Origin of the sequence: Pseudomonas sp. EL_65y_Pfl1_R83 (assembly GCF_963970695.1) — a bacterium.
GTDB classification, from domain to species: Bacteria; Pseudomonadota; Gammaproteobacteria; order Pseudomonadales; family Pseudomonadaceae; genus Aquipseudomonas; species Aquipseudomonas tritici.
In genome coordinates this window covers 15352-32747 of the sequence record NZ_CAXAQI010000010.1, presented here as the reverse complement: position 1 = coordinate 32747, position 17396 = coordinate 15352, and the positions used below count along the sequence as shown (strand labels likewise).

The window sequence follows — 17396 nt, the reverse complement described above, 5'->3', positions numbered from 1 at the left end:
GAGTACGATCATGCCGAGGGTTGAGCCTTCCACGGTGATTTCCTGCGGGTGATGGGGTAGGTGCTCACGGTAGAGGCGGGGTGAAAATGGCTCAATAGACCCGACGCAATCCTTACACCGTAGGGTCCATTGTTACGCATTCTTTATGGCGCGTTGCGGCTGTGGCGGTAATCGCTGACCGCTTCATACACGGCTTTGCGCAAACGGTTGATACCGCCGATGGGGCGGTGCTCCGCTACGCCGAACCAGGGGTTGAAGGACTGGTTGTCGCACGCCAGGTTCTGCTCGGGCGTGTCGAAATCCTGCGCCGGGATATGCACCTTCGCCACGGTTTCATAAGGCGCATCGCTTTCTTTCCATTCGATGCTGGTGTCTTCGATCGGCATGAATTTCTGCGGGTTCTGGCGCTGGATCTGCAGCACGAAACACGCCGGCACGCGGTCGGTGGACAGCTGCTGGCTCAAGGCGCTGCGTAGGAAATTTGGCAGGTCCTGGTTTTGTTTCGGCAGTTGATACTCCGGGCAGTTTTGCGGGTCGGGCGCGACGCGGAATTTGGCGTTGGCCGTGCCGAACTTGTAGGGCGAAACTGAAAAGTACGTAGTCTGCGTCGGGCTGGCCGGTGCGGGTGCGAGTGTCGCCAGGGCGATGAATAAGTGACGCACTTGCCAGCTACGCGGGTCGGCCTTGGGGAAGAACGCCAGCACCTTCTTGCCGTCCGCCTGCGCGCCGATGTTCTGCGCGTACTCCGCCACATCGCTGACAAAGAAGTTCGGGTGACTGAACATCACGAAGTCTTGTTCCGTGCGCGTCTGCTGGTCGGCCAGCAGCTGCTTGCCCGGCACATCCAGTAACTTGAGCGCCATGCCCCGGGCATCACGGATGCTGTCGAACTGCGGGTAAGCGTTGCCGTTGGACAACCGCATCATCGCCTGCCAGGTCTTGCCCGGTTCGGCGAACACGCCCTGGCGCAGTGCCGGGTCGAGATCGGCGAGCACGCTGACTTCGGCTTTCACGCAACCGTGGGCCTTGGCGTGGGCATCACGCAGGTAGCGCGTGCCTTCACGGTGTTGGTCGACGATGCGCACCGCCGTCTGGATGATGCCTTGGGTCATCGCCGCTTCGCCCGCTGGGATTTGCTCATTTGGTGACACCGGGCCGCTGTGTTGCCAGGCGTACCAGGCGGTCGCCGCCAGCCAACCGAGTAGGCCGAGGCCCACCAGCCACAGCAAGGTTTTGCCGAGAAATGCGCCGATGCGCAGCCAGAGGCGGCCGAGCAGGGAAGGTCGGTCGTAGGGGGATCGAATCATCATGGCAGTTGTTGCTCCAGCGGGCCGCCCAGCACTTTGAGGTATTCCAGCAGCGCCCAGCGTTCCTGCGGTAGCAGGCCACGGCCGATCACGCCATTGCCACGACTGCCGGCACGGAATTCGTGGCCGCTGTTGTGGTTGCCGGTGATTTTGGTATCGAACAGGAAGGCATTCTTGAACGCGCCGGTTTTAAAACCGAGATGGCGCGGGTCGTAGTCGAAAGTGCCCTTATAGAAGGTGGTGCTGCGCTCGTCCTGGGGCGAGAGCAACTGGTAGAGCGTCGGCACCGAACCGTTATGCAGGAACGGCGGCGTCGCCCAGACACCAGCCAGTGGCCGCGCCTTGTAGGCGCGCAACTCGCGTACGCCGATGGGCAGGCCGTAACCGTCCAGGCGCGGGCGCTCGGCCGGGGTCACGCCGGCCGCACGGTAGGCATGCTCTTCGACGAAGGCGGTGACATAAGCCAGACCCTTGGCCACGGACATTTTTTTCAGGTCCAGTGGCTCGGTCGGCGCGGGGTGCAGTTCGACGTTCAGCGTGGCCAGTTCCGCGGGGTCCCATTGCAGGGCGCTGAGGTCGTAGCGTTGGTCGGCAATGTTGCTGGCGGCGCCGGGGTCGGTACCGATGTAGTCCACGGGCAGCATTTTAAGCTGCTGCACCGGGCGCCCGTTTTCCTGGGTGACGTTGGGCACGTGGCAGCCGGCGCAGTGCTCGGCGAACAGTGTGCGGCCTTGGGCGGCGAGGGGTTTGTCGACGGCGCCGAACAGGTCCTCTGGCCAGGTCGGTGGCTTGAGGCGTTGCAGGGTTTCTTCGATCAGGTTGAGGTCGCGCACGCGGACGCTGGACGGGTAGCGCGCATCGCCCTGGAGCGGCTGGCCGGCGGCGTCGAAAAAGGTCAGGGTCGCGCCTACGCCCAGGGCTTCACCGATATTGCGCGCCATGGGTTGCTGGGCCGAGCCGTTCCATTGCACCCAGTCGAATGTCCAGATATCCCAGAGTTGTGGGTAGTCCACTGGTGCATTGGCAACGCGATAATTGTCCGGGGAAATCGCGTCGCCAAAGCTGGCGTTGGCGATACGGCCAAAGGCGTCCGTGCGGCCGGGGCCTTCTTCGGTGGGGTAGAGACCACGGTGAGTGTCGTTCCAGGCCACTTTGAGAAACTTGTTCAGGGACTGCTTGAAGTCCTCGCGCAGTTGTTTGTGCTCAGCGTCATAGCGATCTCCCAGCACCTGGCGGGCGAAGCGCTCGAACTTCCATGGGTTGTAGTAGGTAGCCGCAAGGCTGGCGACCAGGGCTTGGCCGAAACTGCCGCCGCGCAAGGTTGGCACACTGGATGGCAGCACGTGCTGGGCGGAACCGCCGTCGACGCGTAGCGCCTGGTTTTTGAAGTGCAGCTCGCCGGTGTGGCAGGCGGCACAGTTGATATCCAGGTACTCGACGTTGCTGCCGGCGTTCTTGTGTCGGGCGAAACCTACCGGCAAATTGCCGGGGTTTTGCGCGGTCGGCAGCTGTTTGGGATCGACCAGGAAACCGAAGCGCGCGAGGTAACCCGGCGTGGCAAAACGGCGCTCGGAAAACGGCAGTTCCAGGGCGGTGAACCAGTCGTAGTGCAGGCCTTTTACTTGAGTGCCCTGGGGCGTGAAGTAATAGGTCTGGCGGTCGGCGGCACTCCATTGGTCCTGATAGTGCACCTGCTCCACGGGCACGTATTCCGGCAGCTTGGGGTTGACGATGTAATAGAGCACCACGGCAAGTACTAGGACCAGAAGGGTGAATATCAGCAGTAATACACGGGAAAAAATGCGCAAGATGGCTATCCTTGTCTCGGTCTTGTCGAGGAGTCGTGTTGTTATGCCACTACGCCACAAGTGCGGCAAGTGGCCATGAGCGTGGTAGTAGGCGGTCCCACGATCCTTCGCGGGGCCCCATCATGAATGAAAATGCTTTTAAACACGTGAACTTATCAGAAGTTTCCTGCTCACATGCCGGTAGCCATTGGTCGTGGCCGCCTGATAAGCTCGCGACTTTATTCGAATGCCCTTTTGGCGCATGAACAAGGAAATAGCATGAAACAGCATCGGTTGGCGGCGGCGGTGGCCCTGGTTAGCCTGGTACTTGCGGGTTGTGATTCGCAGACCAGCGTAGAGCTGAAAACCCCGGCGCAGAAAGCTTCCTATGGCATCGGCCTGAACATGGGCAAGAGCCTTGCCCAGGAAGGCATGGATGACCTGGATTCCAAAGCAGTAGCCCAAGGCATCGAAGATGCCGTCGGCAAAAAAGAGCAGAAGCTCAAAGACGACGAGCTGGTTGAAGCGTTTGCCGCACTGCAAAAGCGTGCTGAAGAACGCATGACCAAGATGAGTGAAGAGTCGGCAACCGCCGGCAAGAAATTCCTTGAAGACAACGCCAAGAAAGACGGCGTCGTCACCACCGCTTCCGGTCTGCAGTACAAGATCATCAAGAAAGCCGATGGTGCACAGCCTAAGCCGACTGACGTGGTGACTGTGCACTACACCGGCAAGCTCACCAACGGCACTACCTTTGACAGCTCCGTGGATCGCGGTAGCCCGATTGACCTGCCAGTCAGCGGCGTGATCCCAGGTTGGGTCGAAGGCCTGCAACTGATGCACGTTGGCGAGAAGGTCGAGCTGTACATCCCGTCCGACCTGGCCTACGGCGCCCAGAGCCCGAGCCCGGCGATTCCAGCCAACTCCGTGCTGGTATTCGATCTGGAACTGCTGGGCATCAAGGACCCAGCCAAGGCTGAAGCCCCTGCAGCCCCTGCAGCACCAGCCGCCAAGAAGTAATAGGCGCCTGAACACACAACGCCCCGTCTCGACGGGGCGTTGTTGTTTCCGGGGGCTGCATTTCGGGTATCTACACGATCTTGTAGCGAGCGGGCCCATGTCCACAGGCTGTGCAAATCCAAACGAACGTCCACACCTGGCAACAGTCTGATATAAAACCCGAGCATGGCTAGCCGCACAGCAACACTAAGTCAATGAAATGTTGGGTTTTTTCAATGTGCGCAAAAAACGCCCGATCTGACTGAAAGCCTTGTAAATCGTGGCTTTCAGCCGATAAAACAGGCTCTGTTCACAAGGTTATCCACAATTTGTGTGGATAACCTTTTATGTTGCCTGGAACTGGAGTGACAGATGAAACCACCCTTCAATTTCACCCGTTTCCTGCCCATTGCCGCACGCCTGCTGGGTCGTGGGCGTTTACCGACGCTGTTGTTCGCTGTCGCCGCCAAAGGCTCCAGCCAGGGCAATCGCCTGGGCAAGCTCAAGGATGACTTCAAGTTGCTCCAGGCCCTGTGCCTGGCCTACTGGCGTGGCGAGTACCGCGCAATCAGTCCCAAGGCGCTGATTTCAGTGGTCGCAGGGCTGATGTATTTCCTGAGCCCGATTGACGCGATCCCGGACTTTATCCCCATGTTCGGCATGCTCGACGATATCGCCGTGCTGGCATGGGTTATGAAGACACTGGACGGCGAACTGAGCGCTTTTCGCGCCTGGCGTGACGCCCAGCGTCCGGAAAAGCTCGCCGTGGTTGAGCGTCTGCCAGCGACGCCAGCCCTGTTGGCCAAGGAAAACCCGCAAAAAAACGGATGACACGGCATATCCCCCTGCGACCTTTGTGGCTGTTAGGATTACACTCCTAAGGAAAGAGCTTACTCAGTAAGTGTTGTTATCCTACGGGGCAGTCATGGATATTCAGATAATTTCACGGAATGGCGAACCCGAATACGCGGTGTTGCCATGGGATCAGTATCAGGCGCTGCTAAAAGCTGCCGGTCAGCAACAACCTTCGCCACCTCCTTCTTCTACTGCCCAAGCCGCTCCCGAGCAGGATCTGCGCCCGCTCGCAGACTTGCGCGACCTGCGCGAAGCCAAGGGCCTGGCGGTCGAGACCCTGGCCCGCACCGTGGGTATCAGCCCCTCGTATCTCGGATTGATTGAAAGTGGTGAGCGCCAGCCGGATGCCGCGATCCGTCGCAGCCTGGCCTGGGAATTGGGCGTTGCAGGTTGGAGGGATGAATCTTGAGCCTACGTATCAGTCGTCAACACTGGGATGGGTTACTCAATGAACTGGACCAGGCGCGCCGCCAGCGCCATCTGCTGACTTACCGCGCGTTGCTGGAGCGCTTGCAGTTCCCCACGCCGGCCATGCAAACCCTGGCCGCCGCCCTGGAACACTTGGCCGCGCTGGACGCCAAGGCCGAGCAGCCGTTGCGCAGCTCGCTGGTGATCAGCCAGGGCGCCAGCCGCCTGCCGCGTACCGGTTTCTTTGAATGTGTGGAGCGCCTGGGGCGATTCAGCGGGCCATCCGACGGCGTGGCCGCGGCCTCCTGGCACGCCTCGGAAGTGGTGCGGGTATTCGAATACGAGTACCCGGAGTCTGCCGAGGCCTAGAGCGCCGGGGACAAGGTGTCCATGCTGTCGATCACATGGATGCTGTAGCCGGCGATATTCTTGGCGTGATGTTTGGCTTGCGACGCCAGCTCCGCCAACTGACTGGCATCGAGTTGTCCACAGGCCTGTGGATACAAATGCACGACACCGATGGACAGCGACAGCAGCGCAAATTCCTGACGCACGCCCTGGCGGTTCAGTGCCACGAAACAGCCAGCATCAAGGTGTTCAGCGCGGTAGAAGCGTCGGCATTGGGTGTGGAAGTCATCCAGCAGTTGATTGAGTCGCTTGCGCCAGTCCTGTGGGCCCAGTACCAACAAAAAGTCATCGCCACCGATGTGCCCGACAAAGTCGCGGCTAGGGTCTACGCGGTCGTTCAAGCACTGCGCCAGGCACAGCAGCACCTCATCCCCGCGCCCGTAGCCGTAGATATCGTTGAACGGCTTGAAACTGTCGATATCCACGTAGCAGATCACCGATTCGCGCTGTTGTTGCAGCAAGCGCGTGAGGCATTGCTGGATCGGCACGTTGCCCGGTAATAGGGTGAGTGGGTTGGCGTAGCGCGCTTGCTGGATTTTCAGCTCGGTGATCAGCTTGAGTACGTCGATCACTCGGCCCAGGCCCAAGTAGTCGCCATTGAGCGTAATAATGAAGTCTTCTTCGATGCGTTGCCGTGCGCGGCTGGTGAGCAAGCGACTGACCTGTTGCAGGGACTGACTCAGCTCCACCGCCAGAAAGTCGGTACTCATCAAGCGGCTGATGGGCTTGCGCGCAAACAGGTCGGTGGCGAACGGCTTGAGCAGCGCATCTGACAGCGAATGCCGGTGGACGATGCCGATCGGGTGCCCGCGCCCATCCAGTACGGCCAGGGAATTGAGGTTGGCCTGGCGGCGAAACGCTTCGAGCACTTGGGCGGTGGCGGTGTCCTGGTCTACCGCCGGTTGTTCACTGAGCAAGGCGCTGAGGTCACTGGCTTCATCGTTCAGTGCCACGTTGGCACTGTCGGGCTTGGGTAACATCAGCCGTGCTTCCTGCGGCGGTTGTTCCTGCGGGCGGCAGAGCAGGTAGCCTTGGACCAGGTCGACGCCCATCTCCGTCAGCACCGCCAGCTCCTCGGGCAGCTCGATGCCTTCGGCGATCACTTGGGCGCGCGAAGCCCTGGCGATTTGCAGGATGGAACCGACAAACTCGCGCTTGAGCGCATCCTGATGAATGCCGTCGATGAAGTGCCGGTCGATCTTCACGTAATCCGGGCGCAACTCCGACCACAGCCGCAGGCTGGAATACCCAGCGCCCAAGTCATCCAGGGCAATCGAGAAACCCATGTTGCGGTAGTGGTGCAAGGCAGTCTGCAGCAGGTCGATATCGTTGGTGGGGGTTTGCTCAGTGAGTTCGATCACCACCTGGCTCGGTGGGATGCCGAAGTCATGCAGCAGTTGCAAGGTGCGTCCCGGTTGGTGCGCGGTTTCCATTAGCGATTGTGGCGATACGTTGAGGAACAGCTTGCCCGGTAACTTCTGCTCGCTGAAGCGCCGGCAGGCACTTTCGCGGCACGCGATCTCCAGTTCGCTGAGGCGCCCGGCCTGGCTGGCAATCGAGAACAGGGCGACGGGGGAGTGCAGCGGGCTGTTGGACGGGCCGCGACTGAGGGCTTCGTAGCCGAGGATGCGCCGTTCGGACAGGCTGATGATCGGTTGGAACAGGCTGTGCACACTGCCTTGAGCCAGGATAGAGCCCAGTGCATTCAGCTGTTCTGTCATGGTCATGGCGATCTCGATCGAAAAAAAAGGACCGCAGGCTGAAAACCTGCGGTCCTTCATTTCACGACAGAATGATGTCTATATGATGACACTCCGAGGAGCGATCACATTAAATCGCCATCGTTTACTGTCTGGCCACCTGCTTGGTGATCTTCAGGTAGTCCAGCAGGATCCTGCCAGTCTCGGCCAGGTAGGCGTCATCTTCCGGCTTGGTTTTGTCAGCCTCGGCTGGCAGCGCATCTTCGTCTTCTTTCTTCAGCTCCTTGAGTGGATCTTCACCCTTGGCCTTGCGGCGGATGTTTTCCAGTACAAGCTGCTTGTTCTCGATGTCGGAGTGCTGCGCGCGACGGTCCACTTCGTTCAGGCTGACGGTTTTTTCTTCCATCAGCTTCTTGGCCAGGCCCAGCTTGTCGCGGATGAACACGAACTCGGCATCCTTGGCGGAGCGGGTGTCGTGGTCAGCCTTCAACTGCGCCAGGAACGGCTTGAACGGATCCGACGCCGGCTTGATCGCTGGGCGGATAGTGTCCCACGGCATGGCTTCCGGCAGGGCGCTTTCGCCGATTTCCTTGGTGTCGATGATCGACGGGAAATCGATGTCCGGCAGTACGCCCTGATGCTGGGTGCTCTGCCCGGAAACCCGGTAGAACTTGGCCAGCGTCAGCTTCAGTTCGCCATGGTTCAGCGGCTGGATGGTCTGCACGGTGCCTTTGCCGAAGGTCTGGCCGCCGATGATCAAGGCGCGGTGGTAGTCCTGCATGGCGCCGGCGAAAATCTCCGAGGCCGACGCCGAGAGGCGGTTGACCAGCAGCGCCATCGGGCCTTTGTAGAACGCGCCTGGGTTCTCGTCTTCGAGCACGTCGACACGGCCGTCAGCGTTGCGTACCAACACAGTCGGGCCCTTGTCGATAAACAGGCTGGTCAGCTCGGTGGCTTCTTGCAGGGAGCCGCCGCCGTTGTTGCGCAGGTCGATGACCACGCCGTCGACTTTTTCCTTCTGCAGTTCGGTCAGGATTTTCTTAACGTCGCGGGTGGTGGACTTGTAGTCCGGATCGCCAGCACGGAAGGCCTTGAAGTCCAGGTAGAAGGCCGGGATTTCAATCACGCCCAGCTTGTAGTCCTTGCCATCCTGCTTGAGGTTGAGGACTTTCTTCTGCACGGCCTGGTCTTCGAGCTTCACCGCTTCACGGGTGATCGACACGATCTTGCTGGTCTGGTCGTTTGGTGCATTGGTGTGCGGAATCACTTCCAGGCGCACCACGCTGCCTTTCGGCCCACGGATCAGCTTGACCACTTCGTCGAGGCGCCAGCCGACCACATCGACCATCTCTTTGTCGCCCTGGGCCACACCGATGATCTTGTCAGCCGGGGCGACCTGCTTGGTCTTGTCTGCCGGACCTGCCGGCACCAGACGCACGATCTTGACCTGGTCATTGTCGCTTTGCAGGACGGCACCGATGCCCTCCAGCGACAGACTCATGTTGATATCGAAATTTTCGGCGTTATCTGGCGACAGATAATTGGTGTGCGGGTCGTAGGACATCGCGAACGTGTTGATGTAGGCCTGGAAGATATCTTCGGCACGGGTCTGGTCCAGACGCGCCAATTGATTCTTGTAGCGCTTGGTCAACAGCTCTTGAATCGCCTTTGGTTCTTTGCCTGCGATCTTCAAACGCAGCACTTCGTCCTTGACGCGTTTGCGCCACAGGTCGTCGAGCGCGGCGGTGCTGGTCAGCCAAGGGGCGTCCTTGCGGTCTACCAGAAGGGTTTCCTTCTGGGTGAAGTCGAGCTTGTCGACGCCTTTGTTCAACTCACCCAGGGCGAAGTCCAGACGCGCTTTGACGCGGTCCAGGTAACGCTTGTAGATGGTGAAACTGGGCTGCAGGTCGCCGCTCTTGAGGAAGTCGTCGAACTGCGTCTTCCACTTGTCGAACTCTGCGATATCGCTGGCCAGGAAGTAGCTGCGCGACGGATCCAGCAGCTTGAGGTAGCTCTCATAGATGATCACCGAACGAGCGTCGTCCAGAGGCGGCTTGCTGTAGTGATGACGCTTGAGCAACTCGACGACGTTAAGGCTTGCAATCACCTCATCGCGATCCGGCTGAAGTTTGTCCCAGCTGTTGGCTGCGAACGTATTGGTCGACATCGACGCGAAGCCGAGACCAATGAAAAGAGCGAGGGCGGTGCTGGGGAACAAATGCTTCATGCTGATTCGACGCGGGGGCAATTGATAACGCATATTAGGCCGTCTTTGAGGGAGCCGGTTCCATATGGTCCGGTCGCATAATGCAAAAAGCCCGGCGATACAGCTACGGGCTCAGTCCAGACTCACTATGGAGGCACTGTGAAAGCATTGCAAGGCGTTGACGGTCATGTGGAGTGGTTGGAAGAAGCCAGTCCTACCTGCGATGTAGGCCAAGTTCGCATTCGCGTGGCGGCAGCGGGCCTCAATCGCGCGGATTTATTGCAGCGCGCAGGGCTTTATCCGCCCCCGCCGGGCGCCAGCCACGTGCTGGGCCTGGAGTGTTCCGGGGTGATCAGCGAAGTGGGGGCGGGTTCATCCTGGCAAGTCGGCGACCGCGTTTGCGCGCTGCTGGCCGGGGGTGGCATGGCCGAAGAGGTGGTGGTGGACGCGCGGCATGTGCTGCCTGTCCCGGAGGGCTTGTCGCTGATCGAAGCGGCGGCGTTGCCTGAGGTGTACAGCACGGCGTGGCTCAATCTGTTCCAACTGGCCAGCCTCAAGCCGGGCGAGAAAGTGTTGTTGCATGCCGGCGCCAGTGGCGTGGGCTCGGCGGCGATCCAGCTGTGCAAGGCGTTTGGCAGCCCGTGCTGGGTCAGCGTCGGCTCGGCGGAACGCTTGGCCTACTGTGAGGCATTGGGCGCCCAAGGCGGCGTGGTGCGTACTGACGGGATCGAAGGCCTGCGGGATTTCGGGCCGTTCGATGTGATCCTCGACCCGGTCGGTGGCAGCTATGCAGCCCTGGACCTCAAGCTGCTGGCGCTGGATGGGCGCTGGGTGTTGATCGGATTGATGGGCGGGCGCGACGCGCAGTTGGACTTGGCGCAGGTGCTCGGCAAGCGTATTCAACTGTTGGGCTCGACCCTGCGAAGCCGCAGTGATCAGTTCAAGGCGGACCTGTTCAGTGATTTGAGCCAGCATGTTTGGCCGTTGTTTGTTGAAGGGCGGTTGAGCCCGCAACTGGCCAAGACCTTCCCGATCGGGGATGCCGAGGCGGCGTTTGCCGAGTTGGCGACCAATCAGATTTCCGGGAAGTTGGTGGTGGTGATTGATGAAACGTTGAACTGATCTCAATTTGGAGTGCAGTCCAAACGTGGGAGCGGGCTTGCTCGCGAAGGCGGGGTATCTGTGAAGAATGTTTCATCTGACACACCGCCTGCGCGAGCAAGCCCGCTCCCACATTTTGATTTCTGTTGAATCAGGTCCAGTGGTGGATCGGCCAGCCAGCTTGTTCCGCGTGGGAACGCAACACCGGATCCGGGTTCACCACCTGCGGATGATCCACCTTCAGCAGCAATGGCAAATCATTGCGCGAGTCCGAATAGAAGTACGCGCCTTCCAGCGATTCGCCTTCCTGCTCAAGCCACTCCATCAGTCGGGTGATCTTGCCCTCGCGATACGTCAGCACACCCACCGTCCGTCCGCTGTACACGCCATGGCTGACGTCAAGGTTGATCCCCAACACGTCATCAATGCCGATCCGCGCCGCAATCGGCGTAACCAGATGCGTGCCCGATGCGGAGATCACTAGAATCCGGTCGCCATTCGCACGGTGGCGCGCGATGGTCTTGGTGGCGTCGCTGTAGATCAACGGTTCGATCACGTCCTCGAGCCACGGCTCCACCAGATGCTCGATTTCCTCCGGCGTGCGGCCGATCATCGGCTCCAGGCTGAAGTCCATGAAGTCTTCCATCAACAACTTGCCCTGGCTGTAGGCGTCCATCAGTTCATTGTTCTTGCGCATGAACGACTCAGGGTCGACCCAGCCCAGGCGGCCCATCTGCTCGCTCCACAGGGTGGCGCAGTCGCCATGGATCAACGTGTCGTCCAGATCAAAAATTACCAATGCCATCGGTCATGCTCTCTCAATAAAACGTTGCATCAGGCTACTTCACACAGGGCGCTTGGGTCGATGGTAAGTGCCAGGCGTTGCCCGTCAGCGTGCAGATCGTCGGCCGAGCGGTTGAGCACGTCCACCACCAATTCCACGCCGCGCGCTTCGATGCGGTAGCGAATCACGTTGCCCAGCAGGCTGTGGCTGCGCACCAGGGCATCCAGCTCGCCCGTGCGGCTGAGCTCGATGGCCTCCGGGCGAATCGCGATGCGGCTGTTGAAAGGACGTTGCAGCAGTTGCGTGGCCTTGTCGGCGTCCAGCAGGTTGTAGTTGCCGATGAAACCTGCGGCGAACACGTCGACGGGTGCTGTGTAGAGGGTTTCGGCATCCCCGCTTTGCACGATCTTGCCCTGGTTCATCAGGAAGATGCGGTCGGACATGGTCAGGGCTTCTTCCTGGTCATGGGTCACGAAGATCGTGGTCAACCCCAGCTCGCGCTGGATCTGGCGGATTTGTTCGCGCAGGTGCTTGCGAATGCGTGCATCCAACGCCGACAGCGGCTCATCCAGCAGCAGCAGGCGCGGGCGGGTAACCAGGGAACGTGCGAGCGCTACGCGCTGGCACTGGCCGCCGGACATCTGGTGCGGGTAGCGGCCGGCGAGGTCCTTGAGCTCCACCAGCTGCAGCACTTCCTGCACGCGCTTATGGCTGTCGTCGGCGTTGACCTTTTGCATGCGCAGGCCGAAGGCGACGTTTTGTTCCACGGTCATGTTGGGGAACAACGCATAGCTCTGGAACACCATGCCGATGTTTCGTTTCTGCGGGCTCAGCGGGACGATGTCCTGCCCATCCAGCAGAATTTTCCCTCTGTCCACCGAGGTCAGGCCGGCGATGCAGCGCAGCAGCGTGGACTTGCCGCAACCGGACGGGCCGAGCAGGGTGACGAACTCACCCTTGGCGATCTCGCAGTTGATATCACTGAACACCGGGGTGCCGGCGTAGCCTTTTTGCAGGTGTTGGACGCTGACGAAGCTCATTGGCTTTTGTCCTTGTTCAAGATGTTGGCGGCCCAAGTCAGCACCAGCACAAAGAAAAAATAGGAAATCACGACGGCACTGGTGAAGTGGCCGCTGGTGTTGCGCATGTTGTTCAGGTACACCTGCAGGGTTTCGTAGCGGGTGCCCACCAGGATGTTGGCAAACACAAACTCACCGAACAGGAACGAAAACGACAGCAACAGCGCGACCATCAGGCCTTTGCGCAAATTCGGCAGCACCACAAAGATCGCGGCCTGCCAGGTGCTGGCGCCGAGTAATTGTGAAGCGTCCATCAGGTCGCGCAGGTTGATGGCTTGCAAGTTGTTGGTGATCGCCCGGTACATGAAAGGCAAGGCTACGGTGAAGTAGCAGCCGATCAGGATCCACGGAGTACCGACCATTGCCAGCGGCCCGGAGCCATAAAGTTGTAGCAAGCCCACCGACGACACCACCGGCGGCACCGCAAAGGGCAGCAGGATGAGGATGTTCATCAGCGCATCAAGCTTGGGGAAGTGGTAATGCACCACGAACAGCAGCGGCAGAATCAGCACCACCGACAGGATCAGCGCCCCCACGCACACGAGCAGCGATTGCCCAAAGGCTATCAAGAAGCGCGGGTCGCTCCACAGCTGCACGTACCATTTCAGGGTAAAACCGGCGGGCAGAATGGTCGCCGACCAACTGCTGGCAATGGAGTAGACAAAAGTGCCCACCAGCGGCAACACCAGGATCGCAAATAACAACCACACCACTACCCGATGGTAGAGGGAGGCCGGGCCGGCTTCAGCGCGAGACATGGTAGCTCCTCTTGAGCAGCAGTTGATGGACCACGGTGACCACGGTCATCAGTGCCACCAGCACCACGGCCAGGGCGCTGGCCATGTTCGGGTCGAGGGACACATCGCCGGACACCAGGCCCGCGATGCGGATCGGCAGCACGTTGAAGTTGCCGGTAGTCAATGCGTAGACAGTGGCGTAGGCGCCCAAGGCATTCGCCAGCAGAATCACGAACGTACCGAGCAGGGCAGGGGTGAGCACCGGCAGGCCGATATGCCGCCAGAACTGCCAGCCATTCGCGCCGAGCAAGGCGGCCGACTCACGCCAGTCTTCGCGCAGCGCGTCGAAGGCCGGGTACAGCAGCAACACGCCGAGCGGAATCTGGAAGTAGGTATAGAGGATGATCAACCCGGTTTTGGAATACAGGTTGAAGTCCTGAATGATCCCCGCCTGCTTGAGCATGATGGTGATGCTGCCGTTGAAGCCCAGCAGGATGATGAACGCGAACGCCAGTGGCACGCCGGCGAAGTTGCTGGTCATGTTGGCGAAGGCGGTGACGAAATTGCGCAGCGGCGAATCCACCCGGCGCAACGAGTAGCTGCCCAGCGTGGCGATGATGATCCCGAAAATGCTGGAGTAGAAGCTGATCTCCAGGCTCAACTGAATGGCTTGCAGGTAGAACTTCGAGCTGAAGATGCGTACGAAGTTTTCCATGCCCCAGCCGGCTTCTTCGGTCTGCAGGCTGTTGATCAGTACCCAGACGAGCGGGGCAATCTCGAACACGATAAAGAACAGTGCGAAAGGCACCAGGCACAGCAGTGCCAGCCATTTGCCACGGGTCATTTCAACAGCTCCCGGCATACAGGTTTGTCGTGGGGCACGCCGAGCAGTTCGCAGACGGTGCCGCAGAGGTCGGTTTGTTTCGGCGTGGCAGTGGTGTCCAGGCTGAACGCATCGCCGAGCACAAACAGTGGTACTTCGCGTTCTTCGGGCAACAGGCCGTTATGGGAGCGGTCGTTGTTCATGCCGTGGTCGGCGGTCACCAGGACCTGGTAGCCGGCGTCGAGCCAGGCTTGCAGGTAATCAGCCAGGATGATGTCGGCCGAGCGTGCGCTGTTGCGGTATTGCGCGGTGTCGAGGCCGTGCTTGTGGCCGGCGTCGTCGATGTTCATCGGGTGAACCACCAAAAAATTCGGCGTGTGTTTGAGGCGCAGGCTTTCGGCGTCGGCGAACAAGTGGGAATCCGGGTAGTGGTCATTCCAGTAGAAATGCCCGTGCTGGATCGCCAGCGCCTTGTCGTCGGTATGACGGTCGCGGGCGGCAATAAAGGGCGTGCGGTTATACAACTCGCTGACCCAGTGGTAGGCCGCCGCCGCAGTGGTAAGGCCTGCGTCGGTGGCGTAATGGAAAATGCTGCGCTGGGTGGACAGGCGCGAGACATTGTTGTGCACGATGCCGCTCTGGATCGGAGGCACGCCGCTGAGGATGCATTCATATAACGGGCGGGACAGGGCGGGCAGTTCACATTCCAGTTTGTAGAGGGCTGCGCGTCCTGCGCCGACATAGGCCTGCAAGTGCCCCATGGCGTGCCGGGCAACCTCGAAGTTCAGGCCGTCGAGCACCACAAGGATGACATTGTGCTTCATGGGGGCTGGCGCTCCGCAACAGTAGGCTTGACTCAATTTCTCTGGCGCAACCGGGTCAAAATGTGGGAGCTGGCTTGCCTGCGATGGCGGTGCATCAATCGACACAGATGTTGAATGTCAGACCGCTATCGCAGGCAAGCCAGCTCCCACACTGACTGCATTTCAAGCCGGGAGCCTGATTACTTCATCTCTACGATGACCTGCTCGTTCCACAGCTGAGGCAGCTTCTTGGAAGTCGCTTCCCAAGCATCCGCGTCCTTGATCGGCTGTGGGTTGGCCTTGGTGTACTGCTCGCCCGGGATCAGGTTCTTGGCGATATCGGCTGGCAGTTTCAGGTCGGTTTCCGCGCGGATCGGACGTGCGTTGCCTTTCGCCAGGTTGAGCTGGCCGGCATCGCTGAAGATGTATTCGCGAGTCAGCTTGGCGGCGTTCGGGTGCTTGGCGTATTTGTTGATGATGGTGGTGTAGCCGGATTTAACCGAACCGTCCGATGGGATCAGCACCACGTAGTCATCCGGGTTGGCCATCTTGGCCTTGTAGCTGAGGCCGTTGAAGTCCCAGACGATACCCACTTCGACTTCGCCTTTTTCCATGGTGGCGATGGTCGGGTTGGAGAGGCCGAGACGGCCTTGCTGGGCTATTTTGGTGAAAAATTGCAGGCCTGGGCCGATGTTCTTCTCGTCGCCTTTGTTGGCGATGGCGGCGGCGAGTACCGCGTTGGAGGCCTGGGCCGCGGTGCTTACGTCACCGACGGACACTTTGTATTTGCCGGTCTGTAGGTCGGCCCAACTGGTAGGCACCTCGGAACCGTGCAGCAGCTTTTTGTTGACGATAAACGCGATGGTGCCGGTGTAGGCCAGGGCCCAGTGACCGTCTTTGTCTTTCGCCCAATCTGGAATCTGGGCCCAGGTGGACGGTTTATACGGCTGGGTGACGTCCTGCTTCACCGCAATCGGGCCGAAGGCCGCGCCCACGTCGCCGATATCGGCACTGGCGTTGTCTTTTTCGGCCTTGAACTTGGCGATTTCCTGGGCCGAGCTCATGTCGGTGTCGATGTGCTTGAGGCCGTAGGTCTTGGCCAGGTCTTCCCAGGTGCCTTTCCAGTTGGCCCAGTCATCGGGCATGCCGACGCTGTTGACGGCGCCTTCCGCTTTCGCGGCGGCTTCCAGAGTTTTTAGATCGGTATCAGCGGCCATGGCGGCGGTGCACATGGCAATGGTCGAGCCTAACAGTGATGCCAGGAAAAGCTGTTTCATCCGAAGCTCCTTTGGGCGTTTTCAACGCGGCGGTTTTTTCTACGGTGTTGTTGGTCTAGGTCAGAGCAATACCTGAGCCAATCTAGACGCGATGGATGACAGTTTCATGTCGATGTCGTTTTCAAAGCGCAGATGTCGCAGCGCGCAGGCTTAGCGTAGACCACGTCCAAGTGCCCGCTACGGTTGGACTTGGCCGATGTATTGCAGGGTGTGCTGCGCGGGATCGACGCGGCCTGTCATCTGTCGGTCATCTGTAATGCCTAGGCTGGCACGCAGCAGCGCAAGCCCAATTAAGAAGCGGTTTGTGCACCTGATCGGTGCTGGTCTAGTCCAGATAGGTAACGTTGATGCGTGATGAGGCAATCAAGGCGGTGACATCCATCGGCCTGGCGCTGCAAGAGCAGATCGACCATGGCCTGCTGCCGCCTGCAAGCAAACTGCCCGCCGAACGCAAGCTCAGCGAGTTGTTTGGTACCACCCGGATTACCGTGCGGGAAGCCTTGTTACAACTGGAGGCCCAAGGGCAGATCTATCGTGAGGAACGTCGCGGCTGGTTTGTCTCGCCGCCACGGCTGGCCTACAACCTGATGCAGCGCAGCCACTTTCACGCCATGGTCAGCGACCAGGGGCGAGTGGCCTCCACTGAAGTGATCTCTGCACGGCTGCAACCGGCGTCGGCGGCGGTGTGTGCGTGGTTGCAGTTGCCGGCGTTGTCCCGCGTGATCCAGATCTGCCGGGGCCGGCGGATTGATGGGCGTTTGGTGTTGTATGTGGAGCACTACCTGAACCCGCAGTATTTTCCGGGCATTCTGGACTGCGACCTGAACCAGTCGATGACCGAACTGTATGCGCGCAAGTACGACTTGCACTATGGTCGGGTGCGTTTCGAGATCGTGCCGACGTCACTGCCGGTAGAGGCTGCCGCTGCGTTGCGCGTGTCGGTCGGCAGCCCGGGCTTGCGGATAGCCCGGGTCAATTATGACCAGCACCATAGGCTGATCGACTGCGACCTGGAGTTCTGGCGGCATGATGCCATCCACGTCGGCGTGGATGTTGTGTAGCCGCGCACCGTGCTGAATGACACACCACAGTTGAACCGTGCCAGGCATGACCGATCGGTGC

General features: G+C 60.0%; 16 protein-coding genes. 6 read left to right on the top strand and 10 right to left on the bottom strand.

Translation table 11 applies throughout. The features are described from left to right. Nucleotides 1-143 precede the first annotated feature (143 nt). Together AACY08_RS15765 and AACY08_RS15760 are read right to left on the bottom strand one after the other, a co-directional pair. Complete coding sequence (locus AACY08_RS15765; protein ID WP_339414628.1) at nucleotides 144-1310, bottom strand: catalase family protein; 1167 nt, start codon at nucleotides 1308-1310, stop codon at nucleotides 144-146. Next, a complete protein-coding gene (locus AACY08_RS15760; protein WP_339470294.1) occupies nucleotides 1307-3115 on the bottom strand; it encodes a di-heme-cytochrome C peroxidase in 1809 nt (602 codons plus the stop codon). The genes AACY08_RS15765 and AACY08_RS15760 overlap by 4 nt, the downstream gene beginning before the upstream one ends. 258 nt (nucleotides 3116-3373) lie before the next feature. Between AACY08_RS15760 and AACY08_RS15755 the strand changes: the two genes are divergently transcribed. The 4 genes from AACY08_RS15755 to AACY08_RS15740 all read left to right on the top strand — a co-directional run bounded on the left by AACY08_RS15755 (nucleotide 3374) and on the right by AACY08_RS15740 (nucleotide 5725). Further along, on the top strand, nucleotides 3374-4114 hold the full coding sequence (locus tag AACY08_RS15755) for an FKBP-type peptidyl-prolyl cis-trans isomerase (protein WP_339470292.1): 741 nt from the start codon (nucleotides 3374-3376) through the stop codon (nucleotides 4112-4114). Nucleotides 4115-4465: 351 nt separating this feature from the next. Further along, a complete protein-coding gene (locus AACY08_RS15750) occupies nucleotides 4466-4924 on the top strand; it encodes a YkvA family protein (RefSeq protein ID WP_339414625.1) in 459 nt (152 codons plus the stop codon). Between the two features lie 94 nt (nucleotides 4925-5018). Next, nucleotides 5019-5357 carry a helix-turn-helix domain-containing protein gene (locus AACY08_RS15745; RefSeq protein WP_339470290.1) on the top strand — a complete coding sequence of 113 codons (339 nt, stop codon included), beginning with the start codon at nucleotides 5019-5021 and terminating at the stop codon, nucleotides 5355-5357. Beyond that, nucleotides 5354-5725 carry a hypothetical protein gene (locus AACY08_RS15740; protein WP_005786715.1) on the top strand — a complete coding sequence of 124 codons (372 nt, stop codon included), beginning with the start codon at nucleotides 5354-5356 and terminating at the stop codon, nucleotides 5723-5725. The genes AACY08_RS15745 and AACY08_RS15740 overlap by 4 nt, the downstream gene beginning before the upstream one ends. On the opposite strand, the gene AACY08_RS15735 is transcribed toward AACY08_RS15740, so the two are convergent. Both AACY08_RS15735 and AACY08_RS15730 read right to left on the bottom strand, forming a co-directional pair. Continuing rightward, nucleotides 5722-7491, bottom strand: a complete 1770-nt coding sequence (locus tag AACY08_RS15735) for a bifunctional diguanylate cyclase/phosphodiesterase (RefSeq protein WP_339470288.1) — start codon at nucleotides 7489-7491, stop codon at nucleotides 5722-5724. The genes AACY08_RS15740 and AACY08_RS15735 overlap by 4 nt on opposite strands. A 118-nt stretch (nucleotides 7492-7609) precedes the next feature. Next, on the bottom strand, nucleotides 7610-9691 hold the full coding sequence (locus AACY08_RS15730) for a carboxy terminal-processing peptidase (RefSeq protein ID WP_339470286.1): 2082 nt from the start codon (nucleotides 9689-9691) through the stop codon (nucleotides 7610-7612). A 138-nt stretch (nucleotides 9692-9829) separates the two neighbouring features. Here AACY08_RS15730 and AACY08_RS15725 point away from each other — a divergent pair, with 138 nt between their 5' ends. Further along, complete coding sequence (locus tag AACY08_RS15725) at nucleotides 9830-10792, top strand: zinc-binding dehydrogenase (protein WP_339414622.1); 963 nt, start codon at nucleotides 9830-9832, stop codon at nucleotides 10790-10792. Between the two features lie 130 nt (nucleotides 10793-10922). Here AACY08_RS15725 and AACY08_RS15720 read toward each other — a convergent pair whose 3' ends face one another. The 6 genes from AACY08_RS15720 to AACY08_RS15695 all read right to left on the bottom strand — a co-directional run bounded on the left by AACY08_RS15720 (nucleotide 10923) and on the right by AACY08_RS15695 (nucleotide 16274). Continuing rightward, the gene (locus AACY08_RS15720) at nucleotides 10923-11576 is read right to left on the bottom strand and encodes an HAD family hydrolase (protein WP_339470285.1); all 654 of its coding nucleotides are present in this window, start codon (nucleotides 11574-11576) and stop codon (nucleotides 10923-10925) included. Between the two features lie 29 nt (nucleotides 11577-11605). After that, on the bottom strand, nucleotides 11606-12595 hold the full coding sequence (locus tag AACY08_RS15715; protein ID WP_339438569.1) for an ABC transporter ATP-binding protein: 990 nt from the start codon (nucleotides 12593-12595) through the stop codon (nucleotides 11606-11608). Then, nucleotides 12592-13392, bottom strand: a complete 801-nt coding sequence (locus tag AACY08_RS15710) for an ABC transporter permease (RefSeq protein WP_339414619.1) — start codon at nucleotides 13390-13392, stop codon at nucleotides 12592-12594. The genes AACY08_RS15715 and AACY08_RS15710 overlap by 4 nt, the downstream gene beginning before the upstream one ends. Further along, on the bottom strand, nucleotides 13379-14215 hold the full coding sequence (locus AACY08_RS15705; protein WP_445262031.1) for an ABC transporter permease: 837 nt from the start codon (nucleotides 14213-14215) through the stop codon (nucleotides 13379-13381). The genes AACY08_RS15710 and AACY08_RS15705 overlap by 14 nt, the downstream gene beginning before the upstream one ends. Beyond that, entirely contained in the window at nucleotides 14212-15018 is an 807-nt protein-coding gene (locus AACY08_RS15700; protein WP_339457006.1) for an alkaline phosphatase family protein, read from the bottom strand. The genes AACY08_RS15705 and AACY08_RS15700 overlap by 4 nt, the downstream gene beginning before the upstream one ends. A 179-nt stretch (nucleotides 15019-15197) precedes the next feature. After that, complete coding sequence (locus AACY08_RS15695) at nucleotides 15198-16274, bottom strand: ABC transporter substrate-binding protein (protein WP_339470282.1); 1077 nt, start codon at nucleotides 16272-16274, stop codon at nucleotides 15198-15200. Between the two features lie 347 nt (nucleotides 16275-16621). Between AACY08_RS15695 and AACY08_RS15690 the strand changes: the two genes are divergently transcribed. Next, the gene (locus AACY08_RS15690) at nucleotides 16622-17335 is read left to right on the top strand and encodes a UTRA domain-containing protein (RefSeq protein WP_339470280.1); all 714 of its coding nucleotides are present in this window, start codon (nucleotides 16622-16624) and stop codon (nucleotides 17333-17335) included. The last annotated feature ends 61 nt before the right edge of the window (nucleotides 17336-17396 follow it).